Annotated in this window: 22 protein-coding genes; 9 read left to right on the forward strand and 13 right to left on the reverse strand. The window is 42.8% G+C overall.

What is annotated here, in order from left to right:
• Positions 1–349 precede the first annotated feature (349 nt).
• A complete protein-coding gene (locus tag AC1DU2_RS10295) occupies positions 350–1,675 on the forward strand; it encodes an MFS transporter (RefSeq protein ID WP_477353656.1) in 1,326 nt (441 codons plus the stop codon).
• Positions 1,676–1,705: 30 nt separating this feature from the next.
• On the opposite strand, the gene AC1DU2_RS10300 is transcribed toward AC1DU2_RS10295, so the two are convergent.
• The gene (locus AC1DU2_RS10300; RefSeq protein ID WP_477384131.1) at positions 1,706–2,653 is read right to left on the reverse strand and encodes a tryptophan 2,3-dioxygenase family protein; all 948 of its coding nucleotides are present in this window, start codon (positions 2,651–2,653) and stop codon (positions 1,706–1,708) included.
• Positions 2,654–2,849: 196 nt separating this feature from the next.
• Here AC1DU2_RS10300 and AC1DU2_RS10305 point away from each other — a divergent pair, with 196 nt between their 5' ends.
• A complete protein-coding gene (locus tag AC1DU2_RS10305; protein ID WP_477384133.1) occupies positions 2,850–3,317 on the forward strand; it encodes a universal stress protein in 468 nt (155 codons plus the stop codon).
• Between the two features lie 92 nt (positions 3,318–3,409).
• Here the strand turns inward: AC1DU2_RS10305 and AC1DU2_RS10310 are convergent, their stop codons facing one another.
• The 4 genes from AC1DU2_RS10310 to AC1DU2_RS10325 form a co-directional block, all read right to left on the reverse strand.
• Entirely contained in the window at positions 3,410–4,699 is a 1,290-nt protein-coding gene (locus tag AC1DU2_RS10310) for an HAD-IB family phosphatase (RefSeq protein WP_477384135.1), read from the reverse strand.
• A gap of 282 nt (positions 4,700–4,981) precedes the next feature.
• Positions 4,982–5,968 carry an acyltransferase family protein gene (locus AC1DU2_RS10315; RefSeq protein WP_477384137.1) on the reverse strand — a complete coding sequence of 329 codons (987 nt, stop codon included), beginning with the start codon at positions 5,966–5,968 and terminating at the stop codon, positions 4,982–4,984.
• A 90-nt stretch (positions 5,969–6,058) separates the two neighbouring features.
• Positions 6,059–6,586 (reverse strand): PH domain-containing protein, encoded by a 528-nt coding sequence (locus AC1DU2_RS10320; RefSeq protein ID WP_477384139.1) that lies wholly within the window; start codon positions 6,584–6,586, stop codon positions 6,059–6,061.
• Between the two features lie 14 nt (positions 6,587–6,600).
• Positions 6,601–7,566, reverse strand: coding sequence for an NAD-dependent epimerase/dehydratase family protein (locus tag AC1DU2_RS10325; protein ID WP_477384141.1), 966 nt, complete (start codon positions 7,564–7,566; stop codon positions 6,601–6,603).
• A 200-nt stretch (positions 7,567–7,766) separates the two neighbouring features.
• On the opposite strand from AC1DU2_RS10325, the gene AC1DU2_RS10330 reads away from it, so the two are divergent.
• The 3 genes from AC1DU2_RS10330 to AC1DU2_RS10340 all read left to right on the forward strand — a co-directional run bounded on the left by AC1DU2_RS10330 (position 7,767) and on the right by AC1DU2_RS10340 (position 11,520).
• Positions 7,767–8,948 (forward strand): formimidoylglutamase, encoded by a 1,182-nt coding sequence (locus AC1DU2_RS10330; RefSeq protein ID WP_477384143.1) that lies wholly within the window; start codon positions 7,767–7,769, stop codon positions 8,946–8,948.
• 56 nt (positions 8,949–9,004) lie between these two features.
• Positions 9,005–10,177, forward strand: a complete 1,173-nt coding sequence (locus AC1DU2_RS10335; protein WP_477384145.1) for a redoxin domain-containing protein — start codon at positions 9,005–9,007, stop codon at positions 10,175–10,177.
• A gap of 209 nt (positions 10,178–10,386) precedes the next feature.
• Positions 10,387–11,520 carry a redoxin domain-containing protein gene (locus AC1DU2_RS10340; RefSeq protein WP_477384147.1) on the forward strand — a complete coding sequence of 378 codons (1,134 nt, stop codon included), beginning with the start codon at positions 10,387–10,389 and terminating at the stop codon, positions 11,518–11,520.
• 96 nt (positions 11,521–11,616) lie between these two features.
• Here the strand turns inward: AC1DU2_RS10340 and purD are convergent, their stop codons facing one another.
• Positions 11,617–12,891: a phosphoribosylamine--glycine ligase gene (purD, locus tag AC1DU2_RS10345; protein WP_477384149.1), complete on the reverse strand. Its 1,275-nt coding sequence runs from the start codon at positions 12,889–12,891 to the stop codon at positions 11,617–11,619.
• A gap of 181 nt (positions 12,892–13,072) precedes the next feature.
• Between purD and AC1DU2_RS10350 the strand changes: the two genes are divergently transcribed.
• Entirely contained in the window at positions 13,073–14,806 is a 1,734-nt protein-coding gene (locus tag AC1DU2_RS10350) for a discoidin domain-containing protein (RefSeq protein ID WP_477384151.1), read from the forward strand.
• 72 nt (positions 14,807–14,878) lie between these two features.
• Positions 14,879–15,073, forward strand: coding sequence for a hypothetical protein (locus tag AC1DU2_RS10355; protein WP_477384153.1), 195 nt, complete (start codon positions 14,879–14,881; stop codon positions 15,071–15,073).
• 69 nt (positions 15,074–15,142) lie between these two features.
• On the opposite strand, the gene AC1DU2_RS10360 is transcribed toward AC1DU2_RS10355, so the two are convergent.
• The 6 genes from AC1DU2_RS10360 to AC1DU2_RS10385 form a co-directional block, all read right to left on the reverse strand.
• Positions 15,143–15,622 carry an anthrone oxygenase family protein gene (locus AC1DU2_RS10360; protein WP_477384155.1) on the reverse strand — a complete coding sequence of 160 codons (480 nt, stop codon included), beginning with the start codon at positions 15,620–15,622 and terminating at the stop codon, positions 15,143–15,145.
• 47 nt (positions 15,623–15,669) lie between these two features.
• Positions 15,670–16,476, reverse strand: a complete 807-nt coding sequence (locus tag AC1DU2_RS10365) for a helix-turn-helix domain-containing protein (protein ID WP_477353684.1) — start codon at positions 16,474–16,476, stop codon at positions 15,670–15,672.
• 206 nt (positions 16,477–16,682) lie between these two features.
• Positions 16,683–17,261: a murein L,D-transpeptidase catalytic domain-containing protein gene (locus AC1DU2_RS10370; protein ID WP_477384157.1), complete on the reverse strand. Its 579-nt coding sequence runs from the start codon at positions 17,259–17,261 to the stop codon at positions 16,683–16,685.
• A gap of 276 nt (positions 17,262–17,537) precedes the next feature.
• The gene (locus tag AC1DU2_RS10375; RefSeq protein ID WP_477353688.1) at positions 17,538–17,780 is read right to left on the reverse strand and encodes a hypothetical protein; all 243 of its coding nucleotides are present in this window, start codon (positions 17,778–17,780) and stop codon (positions 17,538–17,540) included.
• Between the two features lie 628 nt (positions 17,781–18,408).
• Positions 18,409–20,880 carry a TonB-dependent receptor gene (locus AC1DU2_RS10380; protein ID WP_477353690.1) on the reverse strand — a complete coding sequence of 824 codons (2,472 nt, stop codon included), beginning with the start codon at positions 20,878–20,880 and terminating at the stop codon, positions 18,409–18,411.
• 208 nt (positions 20,881–21,088) lie between these two features.
• Positions 21,089–21,613 carry a DinB family protein gene (locus AC1DU2_RS10385; RefSeq protein WP_477353692.1) on the reverse strand — a complete coding sequence of 175 codons (525 nt, stop codon included), beginning with the start codon at positions 21,611–21,613 and terminating at the stop codon, positions 21,089–21,091.
• Positions 21,614–21,730: 117 nt separating this feature from the next.
• Here AC1DU2_RS10385 and AC1DU2_RS10390 point away from each other — a divergent pair, with 117 nt between their 5' ends.
• Positions 21,731–22,132 carry a hypothetical protein gene (locus AC1DU2_RS10390; protein ID WP_477353694.1) on the forward strand — a complete coding sequence of 134 codons (402 nt, stop codon included), beginning with the start codon at positions 21,731–21,733 and terminating at the stop codon, positions 22,130–22,132.
• 18 nt (positions 22,133–22,150) lie between these two features.
• On the opposite strand, the gene AC1DU2_RS10395 is transcribed toward AC1DU2_RS10390, so the two are convergent.
• Entirely contained in the window at positions 22,151–22,576 is a 426-nt protein-coding gene (locus AC1DU2_RS10395; protein ID WP_477353696.1) for a hypothetical protein, read from the reverse strand.
• 714 nt (positions 22,577–23,290) lie between these two features.
• Between AC1DU2_RS10395 and AC1DU2_RS10400 the strand changes: the two genes are divergently transcribed.
• Positions 23,291–25,225: a PAS domain-containing protein gene (locus tag AC1DU2_RS10400; protein ID WP_477384159.1), complete on the forward strand. Its 1,935-nt coding sequence runs from the start codon at positions 23,291–23,293 to the stop codon at positions 25,223–25,225.
• Positions 25,226–25,261 lie beyond the last annotated feature (36 nt).

The raw sequence follows: 25,261 nt of genomic DNA on the forward strand, positions 1-25,261 counted from the left end.
CAGATTTCAAATTTCAGATGTGCAGATGATGAATTGTTAGCGAATTAATTTTTTCCGCCGCCTGTGTCATCACAGGCGGTTTTTTGCATTAAGGATAGGAGCGGATACCGGCCAAATGTGGCTAAGGCCTGTGTAGTATAAGCGCATAGCCTGACCCGAGGAACGAGGGTAATGCCCATACATAAATTTTGAAAATAAGGTGATGTTTTCTGGTATGGTCTGCGGGCAATCATGCAGTTTTTAGGTAAATAGTGTGCACATCTACTATTTGCGCATCAAAAAAATCCTGAAAATTCTGTTAAATCCTGAAAATCGTGTTGTAAATTTGCGCTTCATCTAAAACAACCCTGTGACTGAAGAAGGCGATAGTACACCCCAGAAAATAGATTCCTTTGCAGCATTGCGATATAAAGACTTCAGGTCATACATCGGCATGCGCTTTTGTTTCACCTTTGCATATTCAATGCAGGCCGTGGTTATTGGCTTTTACATGTACCAGATTACCCATAGTGCTTTTGCATTGGGTTTAATTGGCTTGTGCGAGGCTATTCCGGCTATAAGCATTGCCCTGTACGGGGGCTATATTGCCGATAAATCGGAGAAGCGCAAAATGCTCTTGCTGATATTTAGCGGCGTTATACTTACATCATTGGTAATGTTTACGGTTACGCTTAAAAGTATGAGCGGCATTATTCATGTAGGATGGATTATTCCGATAATTTATGTGATGATATTTTGTAACGGCATAGCCCGCGCATTTTACGGCCCGGCTACTTTTACTATTTACGCGCATAGCATCCCTAAGGAAGTATACCCTAATGGCAGTACCTGGAGCAGCTCGAGCTGGCAGGTGGCGTCAATCATTGGCCCGGCTGCGGGAGGATTGATTTACGGTTATTCGGATAAGTTTTTTGGTATAAGTGGCATCACCGCAACATTTGGCTGTATTATATTTTTCCTGGTTGTATCGTTGGTGTTGGTTGCGCTGTTGCGAAAGTATCCGCCTGTATTTGTACCGAAGGAAAATATCTGGAAAAGCCTTTCAGCAGGAATTGAATTTGTATTCGGGAATAAAATGATGATCGGCGCCATGAGTCTTGATCTATTCTCGGTATTTTTTGGTGGTGCTGTGGCTTTGCTGCCGGTTTTTGCCAACGAAATTTTGAAAGTAGGGGCCGAAGGATTGGGTATTATGCGGGCAACATCATCATTAGGCGCTGTGTTAACCATGTTGGTAATGACCCGGTTTTCGCCCATGGGTAAGCCATGGCGTAATTTGCTGATAGCGGTAACCGGTTTTGGGCTTTCAATTATATGCTTTGGTTTGTCTAAAAGCTTCTACTTATCGTTGTTTTTTATATTTACCGAAGGCGCGTTTGACAGCGTTAGCGTAATTATCCGTGGCACAATTATGCAGTTGTTAACGCCCGATCATATGCGTGGCCGGGTATCGGCGGTAAACCAGATGTTTATAGGTTCATCAAACGAAATTGGCGCTTTTGAATCGGGTACGGCGGCAAGGTTATTGGGTACCGTGCCCTCTGTGCTTTTTGGCGGTAGTATGACGATGCTTATTGTGGGGATAACCTATTTGAAAACCAAAAGGCTTGTGCCGCTTTCACTAAGCCAAATTCAACCGCCCGAAGTTGCGGAGGAAGAAATTGTTAAATCATAATAAAGCCTTCCCTTTAAGGGGTGATGGTCTTTATCCTAACACGCTATCCACCCAGGCCTTTCCCCAGTGCTCCACTTCATCGGCACTCCAGAGGGATGGGTAAAAAATACGTTTCTGAAAGCGCGGAGGCAGGTATTTTTGCCAGTTGGTACCGCCGGTGGCTTTTATTTCTTCAGGTTCGCGGTTAAGGTAGCGCACGGCCGATTTGTAGTGCGATAACGGCCAGTTTACGTTTACATTTACATCCAGCTGACGTAATTCGGCTTTTAATTCGGGTGTAAGCTGGCCTTCGGCCTCAAATTTTAAAGCCAGCGTGTTAAAATTATAGCCAACATTTGCCTTACCCAGCTCAATGAATGTTTTGGCGTACTTTTTTTCGAACTGTTTAAGCGTCAGGGTTTTTTTACCGGTTGATAGTTCGGTGGCGCCAAACTTCCAGTACAGGTATTCAAATTGCTCGTCAATTGTGGCGGTACGTAATTCCTCGCGTTTATCCTTGGCTACCAGGTTAATAAAATCGGTAGCGTATATCTCGATCATCCTGTACTGGCCCGATTGAAAACCGCTGGCGGGAAGCAATGACATCCTGAACTTCAGGAACTGCTCTTTTTCCATCCCATCAACCATAATCTCAAACGATTGGGTTAGCGCGCCAAAATACCTGTTAATGCGCTTTAAACGTGCAGTAAAAAAATCAACAGTTAAGGGTTGGGTCGCAGCTATCTGTTGGCACTCATGCAATGCCAGCTTAAAATATAATTCGGTTATCTGGTGATAGATGATAAAGATCTCTTCGTCGGGAAAGGGCGTTTTAGGGCTTTGCAGGCTCAATAATGTATCCAGGTGTATGTAATCCCAGTAGGTTAAAAAATCGGCGTATAACAATCCGTCAAGATAGGAGTTCATATCCTGGCCCATGGCCTCGTATTTTTCCTGTAACTGCGCCAGGCGCCCTTCAATTTCTGGAGAGAATTGCATAATCAAAGGTAACAAAAATGAGATGAGGTTAAACAAGGCAATGCAAAACCGAAAATTAAAACATTTTTTGATGCGGGCTGTCTTATGTCTGAATCAGAATTTACAGAATTAAGGGATTCTCAGAATGCCAATACTAAGCTCTCGTCCTGTTCATTCTCAAATTCTGTAAATTCTGATTCAGACAACCTTAAACATCATGAAAATCAGTAAAATATTAATAGGCATTGATGATAGCACTTATGCGCATAATGCTGCAGCGTATGGGTTTGATATTGCACACACTTATAATGCCGCGGTGGGCCTGGTACATATTATCGAGCCGACTGTTTTTCCATCAGACCCTAACGATAGCTTAGGGGGGATGCCAATGGGAACCATTGGCATCGATCAGGCTGAGTTAATTGATATACAATCAAAGCAATCTTTATCGGTAATTGAAAGTATTAAAAAAGAATATGCTGGCGAGCTTGAGGTTACCTCGTTTACCGATTTTAATATTACCGCCGATGGTATTCTTAGCTGCGCTAAACAGTTTAATGCCGACCTGATTGTATTAGGCACGCATAGCCGTACGGGGCTTGACCGTTTCCTTATGGGCAGCGTGGCCGAAAACGTTGTCAGGCATTCAACTATTCCTGTATTGGTTGTGCCGTTTATTGCTTAGTGAGGTTCTGGGGTTCGGGTGGTGAGGTGTGTGAAACTTTAAATCCGGAGCGCAGGTCAATACCCGAACCCCGCAACCCGATCCCCGCAACACTAATAAAGCAGTCTGAACTTGATAGTATGCTCAATCGCCTTTAACTCGTTTAGTACCTGGGTATCGTAGCCTGTATTAACGTCGGTAATTACATAGCCTATTTGTGGGTTGGTAACCAAGAATTCGCCAACAATATTGATATTGTGGCGGGCAAATACATCGTTTATTTTGGCCAGTATGCCAGGCACATTTTTATGAATGTGGATTAAACGGTGTGCATTGTTAACCCTTGGCGGCTGTAAATCGGGAAAATTACAGCTGGTATGCGTTTTGCCCTCGTTCATAAAAGCTAATACCCTTTTTGGCAAAAAATCGTTGTTGTGTGGGTTATGCCTCGGATCGTCAAATATAATAATGCCATTTTCGGTGGCTGTTTCGGCAAGTTTGTTACTGCATTTGCCAAAAATACCTATCACTTTTAACCGGCCGGAATTTTGTACCTGCTCGGGCGTTGGCTGGTGAACTTCATCACAAAATAAAACACCGGCTTCTTCTAAATATTTATCTTCAATCTCATCCCGGTTACGGATGTTGTAACCCTCTTTTTTCATTTGGGCCTGTGCCTCTTCATCAATTGCGCCAACTACCAGGCATTTAATGCGGTTTTTGGGATATGATATGGCGCGTGGCAATTTATTCAGGTACAGGAACTCATCAAAGCTTGGGGTAACGTGGTCGGCCTTTTCGGTTACAGATTTACGTTCAATGTTTTCGGTAAAAGCATAAAACTTCTTGATCATGCCCGATTCCTTCAACTGGAAATCGGAGTAGCCATCGCCTATGCCGTAAATGTCGCCGGGTAACTGCAACTCTTTAAGCAATTTAACCTTGCCACCCTCTTGCGACAGGGGGTTGCTGCGGTCATATCCTATAATATTACCTTCGTCGTCAAACTCGAAAGTATTGGCGTAAATGTTTTCTTTTTTAATATGATACTCGGTAACTACAGGCGTAATAAACTCTTTAAAACCGCCGGATACGATCAAAACCTCGTCCTGGTGATTTTTAAAAAAGATGGTGTTACGCGAGAATGAAGTAGATACCTTTTTCTTAAGATGGCTGATGAGTTGCTTTAAATGATCGCGGTTGGCACATAATAATTTAACCCTGGCTTCTAAACTTTGGGTAAAGGATAGCCTGCCTTCCATCGAGGCATTGGTTAAATCTTCTATCTGTTTGTAAATGCCCTCACGGTCGGGATGATTTTTGAGGGATATGCGGGCCAGTTCGTCAAGGGCCTCAACCTGTGTAAACGTGCTGTCGAAATCAATAATAAAGTACTGCTCCATCTTGGGTGCAAATGTGCGAATTTTTTTGGTTCATTAGTTCATTGGTTTATTAGTTCATTAGTCATATATTGTGGCATTATTAAATTAGATTATATAGAATTATTATCTCCATCAACAGCACTGGCACTTTGGACTACAGTCAGTGCGGCAATTTTCATTGTAATTATTGGGGTAGTTGTACGGGTGGTTTTAAAGCTGATCAAGGCTTATGGAAAAAAACATAGTATCAAAAAAATATAACCTGATCAACTTATTCTAGCCCAATCAACCACTCACCAAAATTCACTTTCCAAACCTCTTGGCATATCTGATAGCGGGCAATTCAATATACCGGTGCATTAGCCTGGAAAGAAACACCAGGAATATCAATAGCGCAACATCAAAAATAATATTTAAAGTCACATTGGTTTGTATCGCGGTAGTTTTCAAGTGCCCAAACAAATAGATGCCGATAGGCACGTGTATCAGGTAAAGTGAATAAGAAACATCGCCATAGCGGCTAAGTAAATTACTTTTTAGCGGTTTAAAGTGGTTGATAACGATAAGCCCCCCCGTAATTAAGCAAAGTACAATGTAAATATAGGATTGATGGGTTGCATAAAAATCAACTGCTGTAAAAGCCAATAAGGCTATATTAAACCATTTATAGGCAGGCTGATGCAGTAACTGGTAGATTGCCACGCCAAGGCTAAACAATGGCCACAGGTTTAAAAAAAACAATGGTCCCGATTCAAATTGTGGTAAAACGATGCTCAAAAGCGTCACCACAATTAAAGCAATTACAAAATACTGCTTTTTAAAAAAGGCGCAGGCAAAAACGGCCAGGTAAAAAAGCATCTCGCATGATAATGTCCAGTACACCCAGTTAATGGTTTTTACTCCGGTGATGGGCGATGTGCTGAGTGTAATTGTGGCTATCAGGCCCGTAATGTTTTTAGGGATTATAGCGCTAGAATTTACATGAGTTATCAGCTTAAGTAATAATACGATAACCGCGGTAATAACCAGGCTAAACCAATAGGGAGGGAAGATGCGGAAGAAACGCCTTACTATAAATTCGGTTGGTTTTTTGGCATGGTGCAGCGCAATGAGTATACAGTAACCGCTTATGATAAAAAATATAGGTACCCCCAGGTGCCCGTATTTGCAAAAATCGCGGTACCAGTTATCAATAGGTTTTATAGGCTGGTTAAGATGAAAAAAAACCACCCATGAAGCTGCCAGTATCCTCAGCAAATCTATCAGGTGGTTTCTTTTGTCGGGTTGCATGTGAAAAATGAATGGGCAAGGTAATGATATTGGCGTAAATAAACATACCAATTAGCTTCAATACGGCGGGTTGTCTGTTCTGATTGCGCTTTAATTCAGATCGATAAAATTGAATCTCTTTTTAAAATATTTTCTTGGTTTCTTCCCCAAAAACTTTTTAAATATCTTATCATGAACAAGCAATGGTACGGTAAACTGGGTAATGATTATCTTTTGTTTATTTATTGTGTGTAATATCATATAACTAAAACCCTGGAATCTGCCCCAGGGTTGACCTTCATAAATCTCGACTTTCACAACTTCATCACTGTTAATGTGTATATCAAGATCATCTTGACCCATGTTGAGTGTTAGTCTGTCAGCGCTTAGTGTTATTGTTTTATCCCTATCGAATTGGTAATACTGCTTCAGTACAAGCAAAGTCTTTATTTGTTGGTATAGTATTGCTACCAAACCACTAAAAAACAATAGCAAAAACAATAATAGAGGCCCTGATGGGGGAAACAACGATACTGCTTTTACGGTAAACCAAATAGCAAAACCGACCAATGCAAAAGTAAAAACCGACTCAAAAATTAAGCGCCGGGGATTAAATGTATACCGTTTTGCCGTATCCATAAAGCCATCTTCAATTAGTGCAACACGGCACAAATCTCTTTAATGCTTTCACTTATCGGCTTAAATTCAATGCCGATAGCATTCTTAATTTTCGAGTTATCAAACTCCCGGATCACCGATGCCGCCTGCGCCGATGTTTTATCGATTGCCGGGTCGCTACCGGTTAACGCGGCAATTGCTGCCGCACCGCGCCAGCCAATTTCCATTAGCCAGGGTTTGGCTAAAATGGCAGGCGGCTTAATCCCAAATCCGTTTGCTGCCTCGGTAGTTATAGATTGATAGGTGCGATTTTCGGCGCTGATAATGTAGCGCTCGGCGGTGATATCACTGTTCATCAAGCCAACCATACATTTGGCCACATCCTCCACATCAACAAAGCCAATAGTGCCAGCTGTATAAAATTTAAGGCCCTTACGAATGGTTTCAAATAAGGCACCGCTGCCAACTTTACCCGCGCTTGCACCGATGATAAGCGATGGATTCACAATTACAGCATCCAGCCCTTCGGCAATACCGCGCCATACTTCCATCTCGCTCTCCAGCTTTGAAATGGCGTAACCGTCGTTTTCTGTTGATTGTTCCAGGTGATGGTTTTCGGTCGTAAGGTCGCCGGGTTTGGCCAGGCCTATGGCGGCTATCGAGCTTACGTGAACCATCCTGATGCCCTTTTCGGCACATAAATTAACCAGGTTGGCCGTGCCGGTTACATTAGTATTAATCATCGGCTTTTTATCGGTCGATTTTAACGATACCCACGCCGCGCAATGATAAACCTGGGTTACGCCAGCTAAGGCATTTTCCAAAGCAAAAATATCCAGCATGTCGGCCTCAACCCATTCAATTTGCGATTGAAAAGGACCAAGTAAAGCCGGTATGCTTGAAGCAGCCCGTTTGGTGCAACGAATGTTTGAGCCTGTTGTAACCAGCAGTTTTGCCAGTTCGGCCCCGAGAAAACCTGTTGCGCCAGTAATTAGAATCATTTCAATTTGAAGATTTGAAAATGTGTTTATTTGAAAATGTAAAAGTGCACAATATCATTTTAATTTGATGGTTTGAAAATTTGATGATTTGAAAATTCATATTGAGGCGAAGTTGCAGATTTAATGATGTGAATTCGCATCTTTGCAAAGATGTTTCATCTTCAAATCTTCAAATTGACGCATTTTCAAATTAGTATTCAATGTCCTTAGCTGATTTTTTTAAACCCATCGATCTGAAGAAGATCACTCCTAAAAAGGGCTACTATACCAGTCAGCTTGGCGATAAAATTGTGCATTATTCTGTCGATTTTCCCGACCTGGAAGAGAAAACCGACCTGGCCATCATTGGCGTTATGGACGATCGGAATGCGACCGATAACCAGGGCTGTGCCCTTGGCCCCGACTATATCCGCGAGAAACTTTACCAGCTTAATGAGGGTGGTTACAACTTAAAAATTGCCGACCTGGGCAATATCGCAGCAGGCGCGTCGGTTACCGATACCTACTTTGCCCTTAAAACCGTGGTTTCTGAGCTGGTAAAAAAAGATATTATCCCCATTATTTTAGGTGGCGGTCAGGATTTAACCTACGCCCAATACCTGGGCTACGAAGACCTGGAACAGAAGGTTGACCTGGTGGTAGTAGATGCCCGTTTTGACCTTGACGAGGATGAAACCCCGGCAGGATTGGAAACAACTTCGCAATCATACCTCAACAAGATATTTTTACACGAGCCTAATTACCTGTTTAATTTCAGTAACCTGGGATACCAAACTTATTTTGCCAGCCAGGAAAGTTTGCGGGTGATGGATAAGCTTTACTTTGATGTACACCGCCTTGGCGAGTTGAGCGGCAACATTGCCGTAACCGAGCCTGCCATTCGCAATGCCAGCATGGTGAGTTTTGATGTGGGAGCTATCAGGTCGGCCGATGCTGCGGGCAACGCGAATGCTACCCCCAATGGTTTTAACGGGCAGGAGGCCTGCCAGCTATGCCGGTACGCCGGTTTTAATGATAAGCTAAGTTCGATAGGCTTTTACGAGTTTAACCCGGCCAACGATAATAATGGCCAAACGGCTATGTTGCTGGCGCAGATGATCTGGTATTTTATTGATGGTTTTTACGGTCGCAAGCGCGATTTTCCGCTCAACCCAAAATCGCAATACCTTATATACAAAACCAGCCTGAAGCATGAAGACCAGGAGGTTGTGTTTGTAAAAAGCAAAAAATCAGACCGCTGGTGGATGCAGGTACCCTACCCAACAGGGGGCTCAAAAAACGAACGCTTTCACCTGGTGCCCTGTAGTTATGCCGACTATAAAACGGCCACATCCGGCGAATTGCCCGACCTTTGGTGGCGCACCTATCAAAAATTAAACTGATAATAGCAATTATACCAGCATTTTAACGTTATCAATCCTTATAGTTTTTAACTCTGATGAAGAAAATATTTTTTTTAATTATAACCTTATTACCGGCAATTACATTTGCCCAAACTACTGATACCTTTACTATAGACGGTAAATTGGGTAACGTAGGCGCACCGGCAAAAATTTATTTATCGTATCAATTGGGCGCCAACAGCGTTATTGATTCGGCCGATATTGTAAATGGTGTTTTTAGTTTCAAAGGTTCGATGCTTAACCCGGTTAATGCCACGCTGGTGGTTGATTACAAAGGCTTAGGGATAGAAAAATTTACACAGCAATATAGCGATGGCCGGTCATTATCAAAAAATGCCGACAACCTTAACTTTTTTATTGATAAAGGAACACTGACTATTACCAGTAAAGATTCTGTTTCAAAAGCGCAAATCACCGGCTCGCAGCTTAACCTTGATAATATTAAACTACAGGCCCAGCTAAAAAGCATCAACATGCGCGGCGAGCATTTGATGGCCGAAGTTAGGGCTGCTACACCCGAACAACAAAAATCGCCTGCATTCCAAAGCGCCATACAAAGCAAATATAAAGCATTGCAAACGCTGCAAAGCTATACTTTAAAAAGCTTTATAACCGATAACCCCAACAGCTACCTGAGCCTGCTGGCATTGAGCTCGGTTGGTGGCCCGGCGCCCGATCCGGGTGAAATTGAGCCTTTGTACAACTCGCTTTCGGCCGATGTAAGGAATACCGAAGCCGGTAAAGTGATGAAAGCGCAACTTGATGCCCTAAGAGTTACGGCAATAGGCGCCACAGCGCCCGATTTTGTGCAGAACGACGTAAACGGTACGCCGGTTAAACTCTCGTCATTCAGGGGCAAATATGTTTTGCTTGATTTTTGGGCTTCATGGTGTGGCCCTTGCCGCCAGGAAAACCCCAATGTAGTACGTAATTATAACAAGTATAAAACTAAAAACTTCACCATTGTGGGTGTGTCCTTAGATAAGGCCGAAAACAAATCGGCGTGGCTTGCGGCAATCAAAAGTGATGGACTTGACTGGACGCAGGTATCTGACCTTAAGTATTGGAATAACGCTGCCGCGGCGCTTTATTCTGTAACCTCCATCCCACAAAACTACCTGATTGGACCGGATGGAAAGATCATTGCCAAAAACCTTCGCGGCGAAGACCTTGATGCCAAACTGGCCGAGCTTTTTGGGAAGATATAGGTTTGTGAGTGGTTGATTGGGTTAGATTAGTTTGATTGTGTCGACCTGGCAAAACTGATATTGATAAATTGCCGATTCGGTTATGTGATGAGTTGATTCATCCATCAATTCGGTACCACTTGTATAAATTGAAAACAATGTAACTTTTTACTGACTATATGTAATATATAGTTTTTACGTATTATATTGCAAGTTGAACTTTATCGCTTATGAAAAAGATAATATTATTAGCATTAGCTACATGGCCTGCTATTGTTTTTGCACAGGATAACAAATATGACATACAAGGTAAAATAGGTGATTTTAATGCGCCTGCCAAAGTGTACCTGGAATACAGATTCCCGAAGGGCAAGCCTATTTATGATTCATGTACCGTGGTTAATGGTAAATTCCATTTTGCAGGCTCGGTTGGCGCCGCGCCGCTTAACGCTTATTTGTTGTTTAACTCAAAAGGTACGGGCACGGGTAAGTCCGATGGCTACCGGGCTATTTATCTTGAACCTGGCTTAATTAGTGTAAACGCCGTAGATAAAATAGAAAACGCCACAGTTGACGGCCCTAAAACCAACCAGGAAAACGAAAAGTACCAGTTGTTACAAAAGCCTGTAAACGATGCCTACGCTGCTTTGGAAGAAAAGCAAAAAGCAGCTACGGCTGAGCAAAAAGCATCGCCGGAATATATTAAAAAAGAGAAAGCCGAGGAAAAAGCGATAGACGATTTGAGCGCGGCCACTGATAAAAAATTCATCAGGGAAAACCCAAACTCAATCATTAGCCTGAACGCCCTTGAAACTTTGGCCTACAGTGCCGATTATGTTGATCTTAAACCTTTATACGATGCCTTAACGCCTGCTGTAAAAAGCACCGACGCAGGTAAAGCACTGGGCGAAAGAATGCCTAAACTTAAGGCTGTAGCCCTGGGCGCTGTTGCACCGGAATTTGCCGAGGCCGACACCAGCGGAAAAGTTATCAACCTGTCTTCATTTCGCGGGCAGTATGTTTTGATTGATTTTTGGGCATCGTGGTGTGGCCCCTGCCGCAGGGAAAATCCTAATGTGGTAAAAGCCTATAACCATTACAAAGGTCAAAAATTCACTATTTTGGGTGTATCGCTTGATAAGCCAAATGCTAAAGACAAATGGTTGGCTGCTATCCACAAAGATGGCCTAACCTGGAACCACGTTTCTGATCTTAAATTTTGGGATAGCAAAGCTGCAGGTTTATACGCCGTTCGCGGTATTCCGCAAAACTTTCTGTTAGATCCCAACGGAAAAATAATTGCCAAAAACCTGCGCGGCGACGATCTGGAAGATAAACTTGCCGAGATTTTTGGGAAAATATAGTTTGGTGAGTGGTTGATTAAGTTAGATTAGGTTGATTAAGTTAGCCAGGTAAAAACCCAATCAACCACTCACTTAATCAACCTAATCAACTGCCTTCTACAAAAGGTCAAATCCGATATCTTTCCTGAAGTACATGCCATCGTAATAAATGCGGCTGGCATCGGCTGTGGCTTGCTGCAGGGCGTTAAACATATTGTCCTGCAGGGTAGTTATTGCCAAAACTCGGCCACCTGTGGTAATCACGTTTTCGCCATCAAAACTGGTACCTGCGTGGAATACGATACTGTCGCGCACGTTTTCGGTGCCGGTTATTACCTTGTTTTTAAGGTATTCGCCGGGATAGCCGCCCGCTACCATAACTACGGTAGCAGCAGTTTTTGGCGAAATAATTAACTCTTTTTCATTAAGGTTGCCTTCGGCTACGCCTTGCAGCAGGTCAACAAAATCGCTATCGATACGGCGCATTACGCTTTCGGTTTCAGGGTCGCCCATGCGGCAGTTGTATTCTATCACCCAGGGCTCGCCATCTTTATTCATCAGGCCTATAAAAATGAAGCCTTTGTATGGGATTCCATCTTTTTTCAAACCCTCTACGGTTGGGATGATAACTAAATCTTCAACCTTTTTAATATAAGCGGCATCTGCAAATGGTACCGGCGAAATGGAACCCATACCACCTGTATTTAAGCCGGTATCACCCTCGCCAATGCGTTTATAGTCTTTAGCTTCGGGAAGTATTTTATAGTTGTTGCTATCGGTCATCACAAAAACAGATAGCTCGATGCCTTGTAAAAATTGCTCAATAACCACGCTCGAGCTGGCATCGCCAAATTTAGCTTCGGCAAGCATTTGGGTAAGTTCCAGCTGGGCTTCTTCAAGCGAAGTACATATAAGCACCCCTTTGCCTGCGGCCAGGCCATCGGCCTTAAGCACAACCGGAAGGCCGGCAGTTGCCAGGTAGGTAAGGCCCTCCTGCAAGGTATCTTTAGTAAAAGTTTTGTAGGCTGCCGTAGGTATGTTATGCCTTTGCATAAATTGCTTGCTGAAATCCTTACTGCCCTCTAACTGGGCGGCTTCCTGCTGCGGACCTACTATGGGTACATTTTTTAATTGCTCATCGGCCAAAAAGAAATCGTGAACACCTTTTACCAGCGGCTCTTCTGGGCCTACCAGTACCAGGTTGATGCCTTGTTCCAATACCAGGGCCTTAATACCCTCAAAATCGGTAACCTTAATGTTAACGTTGGTGCCGTACTGGTGGGTGCCGGCATTGCCGGGGGCTATAAAAAGCCTTTCACATTTAGGGCTTTGCGCAATTTTCCAGGCGAAGGCGCTTTCCCTTCCGCCCGAACCGAGGATCAGGATATTCATGGGGGCAAAGATAGTTTTTTTGGATGAGTAGCATTAGTACCAGTGTTGGCTTTTTTGCTTAGGTACAAGGGCTGCCAAATAAAAATTATTTCTGCGCATTTGACGGGAATAAAATATTCAGCTATTTTTACTCCCAATAGCAGTCGCGCTACCTCGTATTAATAACCTGCCAACCTTTATCATGAGTAAAATTTTGCGCATACTGCTTCTTCTAACTGTTGTTTTTTTGGCAGGGTGCAGCAAAGATGTGCCGGAAAAAAATACAAAGTCGGCCATTACGCTTGACAACCAAAGTTTAAAAGTGCCGTTGGTAAATACCAACATACCTATTGTTAGTATTTCGGTATCATCAACCTATCCTTCCTGGAGTGCATCAAATGCTATTGACAGTAATGCTGCCACCAGCTGGAGTTCGGTGCGGCATGTGAGCCCCGACGGCGTGGAGTTTGTTCAGTTTTATTTTAGCGGCGCAACTGATGTAAATTATGTGAAGCTAACCCCAAGGTATGGCACTAATAATGCAGGCTTATGCTTCCCCTTAAATTTTACAATTTATTATTATACAGGCACATCATGGGTAGCCGTAAAGTCGTTCACTAATTTTGCCAATCCTCAAAAAAACGACAGCTACAATTTGCCTGTGATCATACCGCTGCCGGTTACCGTGCATGCCAGCGGCATAAAAATAGAAGTTACCAGGCTACGCGCCGATGGCCCCAACTATTATTTACAATTTGCTGAAGTGGCCGCAGGATACGATGATGGTTTCAATCATTTTAAGTGGACCAGCAACGATAACGCCGCTAGGCAAAACCGGGTTAATAACGCCGGCTCGGGCACGTTTAACCCAAACCGCATTTTTAACTGGATACAGGATGACCGCGACCCCATTATCCGGGCTACACCCCTTACTGTTAACCCCAATATATATGCGCCAAACATAGTTTATAATGGCGGCAACTGGAATATTTATTATGGAGGCTGGGATAATACATCAGCAAAAAACGACCGGATATTTGCTACCGTAACCCAAGATGATTTTTTAACTTTTGGCAATCACACGTTAATGATTGGCAATGGCGACAGGCGCCATATAAATAACGAAACCGTACTTAAAAAGCCTGATGGCAGTTGGCTGATGTATTATACATCATTACCTCAAAACTCGGTTACCAATAAGCCCAGCTTTGCAACCTCACCCGATGGCGTTGCCTGGACGCCAAATGCAGGCTCGGGAAGTTCCTTGTTAACTATGGCCAATTATGCAGGCTGGAGCGCTGCCGATGTAAACGGGTCAAATGTGGGCTACCTGGAAAATGGTACCTATCATTTGTACTTTAACGATTTTGCAACCATGCGCAGGGCAGTTCACCATGCGGTAAGTGCCGATGGCGTTAATTTCAACTACACCGGCGATGTGCTGGCCGAAGATGTTATTGCACAGGATGTAAAAGCTTTTAGCTACAACAATACCACTTATTATTTGATGGGTATGCACCATAACGGGCAGGAATTAAGATACAGCCTAAGCAACAGCCTCACCAGTTTCCCGGCCAGCAGCTTTTTACTGGGCAATCACAATGCAGCCGATTTATATATTGTTTCGATGGGTTTTGTAACCAATAGCAACAGGTTATACGGCATTATTTACGGCGCAGGGCCTACCGGCGATTTGAGCCACAATTCGTTACACGCCAGGTGGCTTACAAAAAAAATAATTTTTATTAGCGACAGAACAAAAGCTCGCTGGGGCGATATTGAAAGAGCGCACGGGCCAAACCAGGTTGTACTTTACATGAATACCGATATGGAAACCGGCCACTTTTTTGTTTACGATACCGATGGTACCACCCTACTGTATACCAGCCCGCGGGTTACCATGCGTTCGGGCGATGTGTGGACGTATAAGCCATAGTAGGGTTGGCGGCATGTTGCTTTTTTTCTTTTTTATGTTTATTTTGAGGACGACCTTTTTACTGCCTTGCACATGAATATCATTGTAGCCTTTATTTTTGCCAAAATTGGCTCGAAGCGCGTTATTGGGGGCTTCACCAGTTTTTTGCTTTGTTTATTTTTAGCGCCGGTAGGCTGGTATCTTGTTTTATCATCAAGGCGATTAGATGACCAGGTTTTAGACGCCGCGTTGATAATTGAATTTAGCCCGTTGAAAAAGGAGGTGTAATTTGTAGCAGAAAATAGCTTCTATCCGTCCAGGTTCTCGTGGAGAGGAACCTGAACGAATGAAATGCTGTTATTTATACCGAAGCAAATAAATTTTATGCAACGCCATAAATGAGAAAAAGAGGCCTGCCAGTATAACTGAAGAACGCAGCCAATTCATCCCGCTCCATTCCGATACTGTTCTTTTAAGCAAATCAACATCGCTCAGTTGAGCAGTTTTAAACATAATGTCGTTGCGGGGATAGAAGTAGGCAAAAGTAAATACATCGGCTAAAATGTATAAAACAAGCGCAGCCCCCAAACATAGCCGGATAGAAGGAGACGTTTTCCAAAAAAGTACAAGTACCGCCAGGCCCAGCACCTGGTTCACGGGCGAAAATATCCTGAAAAAATTTCCGGGATTTACCGTCTTAAAATAGGCTCTTGTAACAGCAATGGAATGGGGAATATCAATTCCCCATGATTTCACATCAACCAGGGAAGTATACAGGTTTACAAACAGCAGCCCGCAGGCAATACTGATTGAGGCAAATAAAATTATTGTTTTCATGTTTTTTTTCTGCAAAGATGGCTGCCGGACGGGCCGCAGAATTGTATTTAACGGACATCTGTATAAATATGCCCCTTTATCTTGCTCATGTTCCGTTTGTATTCGCCGGGCGTTATTGCGGCATAAGCTTTAAAAGTTTTGATAAAATGTGATTGGTCGGCGAAATGACTTTGAAAAGCAATTTCCGTCAACGACAATTCGCCCTGGTGAATTAAATCCACTGCACGCAGGTACTTTTTATAAAGCAAAATTTCTTCGGTATTCATTCCTGTTGCATCAACGAGTTTCCTTGATAAATGCCGGGGCGAATAACATAGGGAGTTTGCCAGCGCTGTTACAGACGCATCATGTTGATTGGGTGCGTAAATAAAATTGTTCATTAATTGCTCCCTGGGTTGCCAGGCAATCAAATTTGGCCTGAGCCAGGCCAAAAAAACAGATACCCGCGCGTCGAAATCATTTTGTTCGGCAAGCTGGTGCCAAAGAGAGTTGAATGTTGAATCAAGGAGGGTTAAGTCGACTGTAATATTTAAAAATTCGCAGGCAGGTACCTTAAAAATATCTTTTATGGCCAAAGGTTGAAACTGGACACCAAAAAAAACCTGTTGTTTTGGAAGATGAAGCTGTATTGGCGTTGTGTTGAATCCACTAATAAAGCAATTTGATAAATAATGTAATTTACCGCCAAGCCGGGCCGGGATAAATGAGCTATCGCTAAAGTTGAAAATAACTTCTACTACTCCTTTGGGTATAATGTATTCCTGATGAAACTGATGGAAGGTATCAACCTGCCAAATTGCATGGATGGCATGCTTAAAACACGGCTCCTGGGGTATATAATAGCTGTAGTTCAATTTTAAGGAATTGATTATAAGGCCCGTTAAAAATTACCGCTAACGTGGGTAGTCCGGCGAAAGTATGGAATTTCAATTCCTTCGATTTTGCCGGTTATATAAAGAAACGGGTTTTTATTTTTTGGTACAAGTATCTTAGAGTAAATTGCTTATGTCGACTTGGCCTGATTTAGGCTTAAGGCATAACTGGTATCATGCTTGTATCACTAACTATATATCCACATCAGCATCCGCTTTTTTTGCTTTCTGATCAACGCGTCGACAATTTTTAGGGTATTGTTTGATATGGCAGGGCAGCCCCACCCTTCGGGCGTACCGTTGGGATATACATTGGTTTCGGAAACCTGGTCCCAGGAGTGGAATACGATTTGCCTGATCAGGGCATTATTGTTAGTGCTCTCCAGTCCGGTTAAAAAGTATTTTACATGGATACCCCATGCGCTATAGGCCCGGCCATCAATTTGGTATTTACCCAGGGCGGTACAATGGCTACCGTCACTATTGCTAAAAACGGGTTTATCCTTTGTCCACACGCCCGACCACGGGGCACTGGCACAGCCGTGGCTTACCAGGCCTGTAATCATGGTATCGTTTTTACGAAAATTCCAAACCATAAAGCGCTTAACACCCGAGTGCAGGCTCATATCTATTAAAATACAATAGCGGGTATTGTAGCCTTTTTGTTTGCAAAAAGCAAGGCTTTGTTTGGCCTTTAGCCTGGTGCGGCTAATATCAATATGCGGGGTTTCAGCATTAGCAGCTGTGGTTAATAGCAGTAACTGCAATAGTGCAAGGAATTTAAGACAAGGTTTCACCGGTGATTAATAAATATTGTGATGATGTGAAACGTTTGAAAGATGCGATTAGTATTAAGTGGTGCTGGTAATATTTTACCCCTTAGAGAAGAGTCTGAGGGGAGGATGCTTATTGTATCGAAATAGTTTATTGTCTGGTATGCGGCCCCAGGTACTTTTTTTAAAAAAGCATCTGGTTAACCAAGACGATAAGCAGTTTTATTAATGGACCAGATCCAAAAAATAGGGGGCACACACTGTAGCCCATCAAACAGCAGTTATCAGCGCTGCTCCGGCGTCGTCGATATGCACAAGGCAATCGGCAACAGAAATATGGTGTTTAAATTTGTTGATGGGCTCAATCCAATCGCGGGAGGTAAAAACAGGGGCCAGGATGTTTACAGATTCTACCAGTATCTCTTCGCCATCCAGCACCAGCCGCCAGCATTTGTTTTGACCATCGCTTTCGGTATTAAAACGGATTTGGGCAAGGTTAACTTGTATGTTCATTATTAATTTGGGGTATTTCAGATGCTAATGGCCTAAAAACGTCCGGATTTTGTGAATATTATAGAGTGGATTGCTTGTTGCGTAATTGTTACAAAATGAAAGGGTAGCCGAGAGCGTCAAAAAATATGTTTTTTTACGGGCTTTAAACGCAGGCTGTTTTAATTGTTTGCATTTTACAACCCGGGGGCATATCAATTATCAAAGATTTATCAATAAGTTTGTTTAAAGGTTAATTCTGGGGCAGAAAGCGAAAATTATTAATTGAAACAAATGAAACCTTTATTTTAGCTGATGCGTACAAACCAAAAATGAATAAATTATGGATATTGTTATAGTACTCGGGATCATACTATTGAGTTTGGGTATTTTATTAATAGCGGCTATTCTGTTTTTTAGCGGCGTAAAATATATTCAACGACGGTATTATCCTACCTGGAAGTTTCCAGATTACATTAGTGTGGGATATGCCGAATACTTGTACAGAAAGTATATAAAACGAAGTAAATCTTAACTTTCGGAATTTACCCGCTTTCGCTATGGCGGAGCTGGAAATTAATAGATATGATATAGTGATAAACTATCCGCCCCCCGCCGGTATATAATACCAAAGTGAGGGGCGATTTTTTTATTAATTATTGTTACTACTACTGCCTTCCTTCAAATCATCATTGTTAATTGTCTTTTTGGGTTTCTTAGGCTTTTCGGCCGACAGGCCACCAAACTTATAAGTAAATGTTAGTTCGAAACTTCGGTTGTGCATAATGTTTACAGCGTTCTGATTGATATTGCCCGAATTAACAACTGTTGGTATCCTGAAACCATTAGTCAGGAAGTTATCTGCACCAATGCCGATGCTGCCTTTTTTATTGGCAAATTTCCGGTTAAAGCTTAAGTTGTACACCCCGAAACTGCCTTGGTAACCCTGTAGCTGTATTTGGCGCGAGCGGCGAAAGGCAAATGCCTGTACCGAGTACTTGTCTGACAGGTCATAGCTGCCAAATATGCGGTAGTTGGCCACCCAGCCATGATTTGATGCGCGGAAAAGCGGGTCGGGGTCCTGGTTGTCCAAATCTAAATAGTACATATCAAGGCCGCCGTTGAGACTTAGTTTGCTGGTGAGCGTAAGGTTGGCCGATAAGCTCATGCCATAGGCATTTTGCTTGCCAAGATTTTGATAGCTTGTTTTTATGGTATCGCCGCTGCTTGACCGGATGGTTTGGATAGCATCATTAGTATTGCGCATAAAAGCCGAAATATTGAAATGGTTGCTCTTGATATTGGTGCTGTAAGCCAGTTCAAAATTATTGGTAAACTCGGGCTGTAGGCCGGGGTTACCACTGGTTATATTTAAGGCATTGGATGCCTGTATATTGGGGTTTAAAAACTCGATAGATGGGCGCTGGATGCGGCGGTTGTAACCCAGTTTAATCATATCGCCGTTATCAAACTTTTTGCTGATGTTAAGGCTGGGTACCAGAATGCCATAATCGGGGATGCTGACTGCCTGCCCGCTCTGAAAATCGGCGCTGATAGACGTGTACTCGTACCGGGTACCCGCTTTAATGGTGTAATTTTTAAAGGGGTTAAAAGTAAATGATACATAGCCTGATGCCACATTTTGCTTGTAGTTGAACGCATTTGACAGGCTGGCCGATGATAACGGCTGATAGTTAAGCGAACCATCGGCAGCCGATAGGTAGGTGTAGCTACTGGTTACTGTTCTTACAATATCTTTAGCGCCAAATTCAAGCAGCTGGTTTTTGGCAAGCGGCGTTTGGTAATCGGCCTCAAGCGTAAGTTCTTTATTAACGCTGTTGTTATTGTTTTTTAATCCACCCGTTGATGCGCCATCGGTTTGATCAAGAAAAATGCTTTCAAAGTTGTTGTGGCGGTTATTCTGGCTGTACTCCGTCAGAAAACTGAACTCACGGTCGGGCCTTTTGCCGGTGAGCGTGTAAGTTAGGGTAGCATCAACCGAGTTGGAGTTGTTGGTGATATTGTTTTTTTGCAGCGACGAACCGGTAAGCACATCATTCAGGTAGCTGTTGGTTAAAAAGTTGTCCTGAACGGTAGGGTGGTTGTTGGCGCCAAACACTACCCCCAGGCTAAGCGAGTTATGCGCGCTGATATCATAATCTAATCCGGCATTATACCGGGCAAACAAATATTTGTTGTGTGTATTGGCCGATTGTGTGGTTTGTAAGGCATCGCCGTTAGTAAGGCTGGTTACTGTTTGGCTATTGTTAAACTCGCCGGGGATATTGTAGCCTGTACGCCCAAAGCCACCTAATGAAAAGGTAAGCTTGCCGGTTTTGTAGCCGCCGTTAAGGCCCAGATCGGCGCCGCGTGTTCCCGCTGCTGCATTCAGGTTAAGTGTAAGGCCCTGCAATGTATTTTGTTTCAGGATGATGTTGATGATTCCGCCAGATCCTTCGGCATCGTATTTGGCCGATGGAGAAGTGATCACTTCCACGCTTTTAATCAAATCGGCTGGGATTTGTTTTAAAGCGTCGGACACGCTGGCCGATGCCATGGCCGAGGGTTTGCCGTTAATGAGCACTTTAATGTTTGAGCTGCCGCGCACGCTCACATTACCGTCAAGGTCAACAGATACCATGGGCACTCGTTTCATTACGTCTGTGGCATCGCCGCCGCGGGCTGTCAGGTCGTTTTCGGCGTTATATACAGTGCGGTCTATTTTTTCTTCAATCAATGCTTTTTTACCGGTAACCTGTACTTCTTTCAGCAATTTACTATCGGGGCTAAGTAAAATGCGGCCCAGTTTAAGCATGCCGCCCTCAACTTTAATATTGGCGATGGTTTTATTGGCATAGCCCATAAAGTTTATCCTTAGGCGGTAAGTGCCTGCTGGCAATTTATCAATGGTGAATTTGCCATCGGTGGCTGTTACGGTGCCGTTTACAACCTTGTTACTTGCCTGGTCAAAAACAGATACGGTAGCATAATCTACCGGTTTTTGGCTCACCGAATCGATAACAGTACCGGTAATTCCGGTGCCCGCATCGGTAATTATATTAGCGGCCTTTACCATAGTGAATGGTAAAAGGAACAATAGCAGGAATTGTAATTTTAGTTTCATACCCCAAATAAAAACCAATGGGGCCGTTTGCTAAAACGCAATAGACAGGCGTAAAGAAATAATCGACCGGAAGACAAATCAACATGACGGAGGGCTGCTTAGGTATAGCTGGTAGCGCTTCATCGGCACAAACAGGCCCTTGGTCGATAGATATACGGGGTTAATGGTTGGTAGGGGGGAAACCATGCCTCTGCCATTACCAACTATGTTATTTCGCCCCCCTGCTGTTGCTGGTAAAGCTTTTATCATCAGCCGATGGGCCGTAAACAGATGGCACGGCAATATCATTTAGCCTCATGTAAACGGTAAGCTGCCCGCGATGATGTACCATATGGTTAATGCTTGATCCTATTTGCTCGTCTTTGGTTGATGCAAACAGTATTTGCCCGTTTGCTTTTAAATAAAAAGGTTCGGCCAAAGCACCTTCGGTAATACCAAGCAGGGCTTCTTTGGCATCGGCTACATTGGTTTTAAAATGATTTACCATATCCTGCGTGGTTTTGGCCTCTATGTGCTTAAAGGTGGCAAAATCAATTTCGGCATGCCTAATGATGTGGGCTATCCATAACGGAATTTCGGCAACAAGCAAGGTAAGGTAGCCCATCTCCATTGATTTTGGGTGCGGTTTATAACCAAACACTTCCGGCGGTATACGTTCCAGGCATTTCAGGGTCGATGGCACCTCGGCCTCCAGTTCTTTCACAAACTCCTGTGCTAACAATTTGTCGTTCATGGTATTTTTTTGTTTTAAAGGTTAACAAAGCTGTTTAAAAAAGGTTGTCAGTAAGTTAATGTTTGGGAGTGCAACTATCTTTGGCTATGAAAAAAATCCTTTACATATTTTTGTGCCATGAGTTACATTACGGGTTCTGCGAAACTGGAAGAAAACATTACTATTAATGATTACCTCCAATACCCCATTTGGATAAATACTTTTAATGAGGACGGCATCCACGACCAGGAATGTTATCAGCGCCCGGTTACCAGCACCACCAATATTACTGCCAATATGGTTGATCCTTTTATCCTTTTAAAAATAAAAGATACCGCTTACTATGCTGCTGCTCAATACTATTTCCCTACCCCAATATTAACCAGAATAGCAGTATGGGTTGCGAATGGCTGGGCTGTTGTTGAGGATATCTCTGAATTGCAGGTTCCTATCCTGTTAGTTGCTGTACCAATGATTGATGGGGTAGCAGACGTTACATTCGAGGTTAATGTTGAATTGGATTATGGTGTTCGGGTTTGATTAGTTAGTGTAAGGTTTTTAGGTGCCGCTAAATTTATTTTTTAAATCTAAAAGGGCTTTTGTTGGCTTAAAAGGGTAACTGTTTTCAGAAAACCGCCCCTGGTCAATCGTTCGCCGAATTGATTTTAGCGATTGATATTCTGCAGTGGTCCACAAACTTTTAAACCAAATACTTTTTATAGCAAATAAAGCCACGCATTCCTCAACCCAACTTCCATTCAACCATGGATTGGCGTCATCGATACGTGTGATTAAAGTGTTAACCCGCACTTTAATCAATTGCTGCATTTGATCGTTTAATCCACCAATTTCATCTGATGCCAATATTTCAAGCCCCAGTTGCTTAAACGCAACTGCCCACGGAATTGATTTTTTTCTCGAGTAGCGTGTGATTTGCCCCGACCAACCATCACTGCTGGAGCTTATTTTTAAATGATTTACCAAATATATTTTTAGTTGTTCGGTAAAATCGCATTCTCCATTTAGCCCAAATTCGTACCCGTGAATAAAACTTACAATATTGTTTTCGTCGGCAGTTGTTATATACATCCCGGTTCTGAGTATAAAGTTCAACAAGTTAAGTTTATCGCGATTTGTAAGCATTGCAATAGTTAATGCAGGTTATCAAGGTTAACACAGTAACGTAAATTCTCAAGGAGGTCTTTTTTCGAGTCTCATTTATTCTTTTGGGTATCGACATAAGGTTTCTGTGCAAAAAGTTACTGCTTGAAAAAAACTTGTGATAGGCATTAATTGGAATAGGTTTTTCATTTAAACGAATAGGGTCTGATTTCCTAAAGATATCTAAAACAATCAATAAAACCGAGTTCTCCTCGCCAACCACCCTTCCCGTTAGCGATAGGCGCGGATACCGGCCCCGCGCCTAATGCCCGTGCAGTATGAGCAGATAGCGCGGGCCGCAGGCAACGGCATGGAAAAAATCAAGTTGCTCTTAAAATCCGCCCCTCCCTGTTGCCACAATTCTTGTGTTTTAAAGCTTTTAATGTTTGAATAAATATATTTATTACATTAATAGCATGCTTTAAAAACACTTTAATATTAAAAGCTGTAAATACATATATTGGCGCCTATAAATATTTATTGTAACCAATAATGTATTTAAACGTTTAATTTAATAAATAATTTAACGCGAAGCTAATGCGGCATGGTGCTTTACGGATAGCCCTTATTTATATCATTATCAGTTTGCTCTGGATCACTTTTAGTGATCGTTTGCTGTTTTATCTGGAGCATAATTTTACCGGTGAGCAGTTTTTACTCATTAGCAGTGCCAAGGGGTATTTTTTTGTTATTGGCAGCGGGTTCTTTTTGTATTACCTGATAAAAAAGAACGACGCAAAGCTCAAGCAAAGCGAAACCCAGTACCGCAATATGTACCAGAGCAACCCGGTGCCTATGTGGATATATGACGATACATTGAACATTGTTTCGGTTAATGATGCCGCTGTTAGCACTTATGGTTATAGCCACGACGAGTTTTTAACAAAAAGTATTCTGGATATCCGCCCGGCCGAGGATGCAGAAAAGTTAATTGAGGCTGCCGAACGTTTGTCAGCCAGCCTGAATTTGAATGGTAACTGGCGGCATATTAAAAAAGATGGCAGCATTATTCATGTCAGCGTTACATCGCATAAAATAATTTTTAATAATAGCCCAAATGTGATGGTAATGGTTCGGGATATGACCGAACAGCTATTATTTGAGCAACGGTTAGAGAAAATAAACCAGGATATTTTCAATAAAAAACAAAACTTAAGAGAAACGCAACTGATATCAAAGGTAGGCGGCTGGGAATATTTTCCGGATACCCGTAAGTTGCTATGGTCTGATGAGTTGTACACGCTTACGGGTATTAACCCGGATGATGGGCGGGAACCCTTTGATATTTACCTGGAACATATTTTCCCGGAGGACAGGCCAATGATGATTGCCGGCCTTAATGATTTAATGACCAATGGTAAAACCCTTGATGTAACCCACCGCACTAAAGTGCTCGACGGCGAAACCCGGTACATGCGGCAGTTGGCCCGTTTAGAAACCGTGCCGGGCATGCCTCTGAAAGTAATTGGTTCGATGCAGGACATTACCGAGCTTAAGCAACTGGAGGTTGAAAAAAACAGGCATTTAAGCAACCTTGAAAATACCTTGAACAGTATTAGTGATGCTTTTTTTGCATTGGACTATAACATGTGCATTACCCGCATTAACCAGGCTTTTGAAGATATTGTTGGCGGGAGATTTGCTAAAATTGTTGGCGAAAGTATTTTTACGCTTTTCCCTAAAGAGCGAAACCGCATGTACCCTTATTATCAAAAGGCACTGGAAGAGCGGGTAATTGTGAGGATGGAAGATTATTCGCTGGTACTAAATAAATGGATAAGGCTGGCGGCTTACCCAACCGACGATGGCGTTGCGGTTTATTTTTCGGATATAACCGAAAATAAACTAAAGGATATTAAGCTAAAGGAAGCGGTAGAACGGTACGAACTGCTGGCACAGGCCACCAAAGATGTAATTTATGATTTAAATATACCCACAGATACCATTGTTTATAACGCCAGTTTAACCCAATTGGTCGATGTTGCTTATGACCAGATAGTTTATAACCTGGCATGGTGGCGCCAGCTCATCCATCCTGATGATGTTGTGGAAGTAGTAGCCAGCCAGCAAAAAATTAAAATCGAAGGTAAAACAAACTGGGCCTGCGAGTACCGCATAAATTGCGGCAATGGCGTGTATAAGTATATTATGGACCAAGGCTATTTTATTTATAACGAACAAAAGGAGCCCATAAGGCTGATAGGGGTTATTAAAGACATCAACGATTTAAAACAATCTATCCAGGAAAATAAGCGGCAGAACGAATTTTTAAAAGAAATAGCATGGCTAAGCTCGCATGAGATAAGGCGGCCGGTTGCCACCATGCTGGGCCTCATGTACCTGGCAGATATGGCCGACAGCGCCGAAGATAAGGAGGAGATATTTGCATTGCTTAAAATTACCCTCAACGAGATGGATAGCATTGTTCATCAAATCCACAGCAAGATTGATGACGCCGTGGATTTATCATGATTGGGGCCCAACAACAGTGCAATAAAAAATCCCCCT

Source organism: Mucilaginibacter sp. P4_C11 (assembly GCF_056402115.1).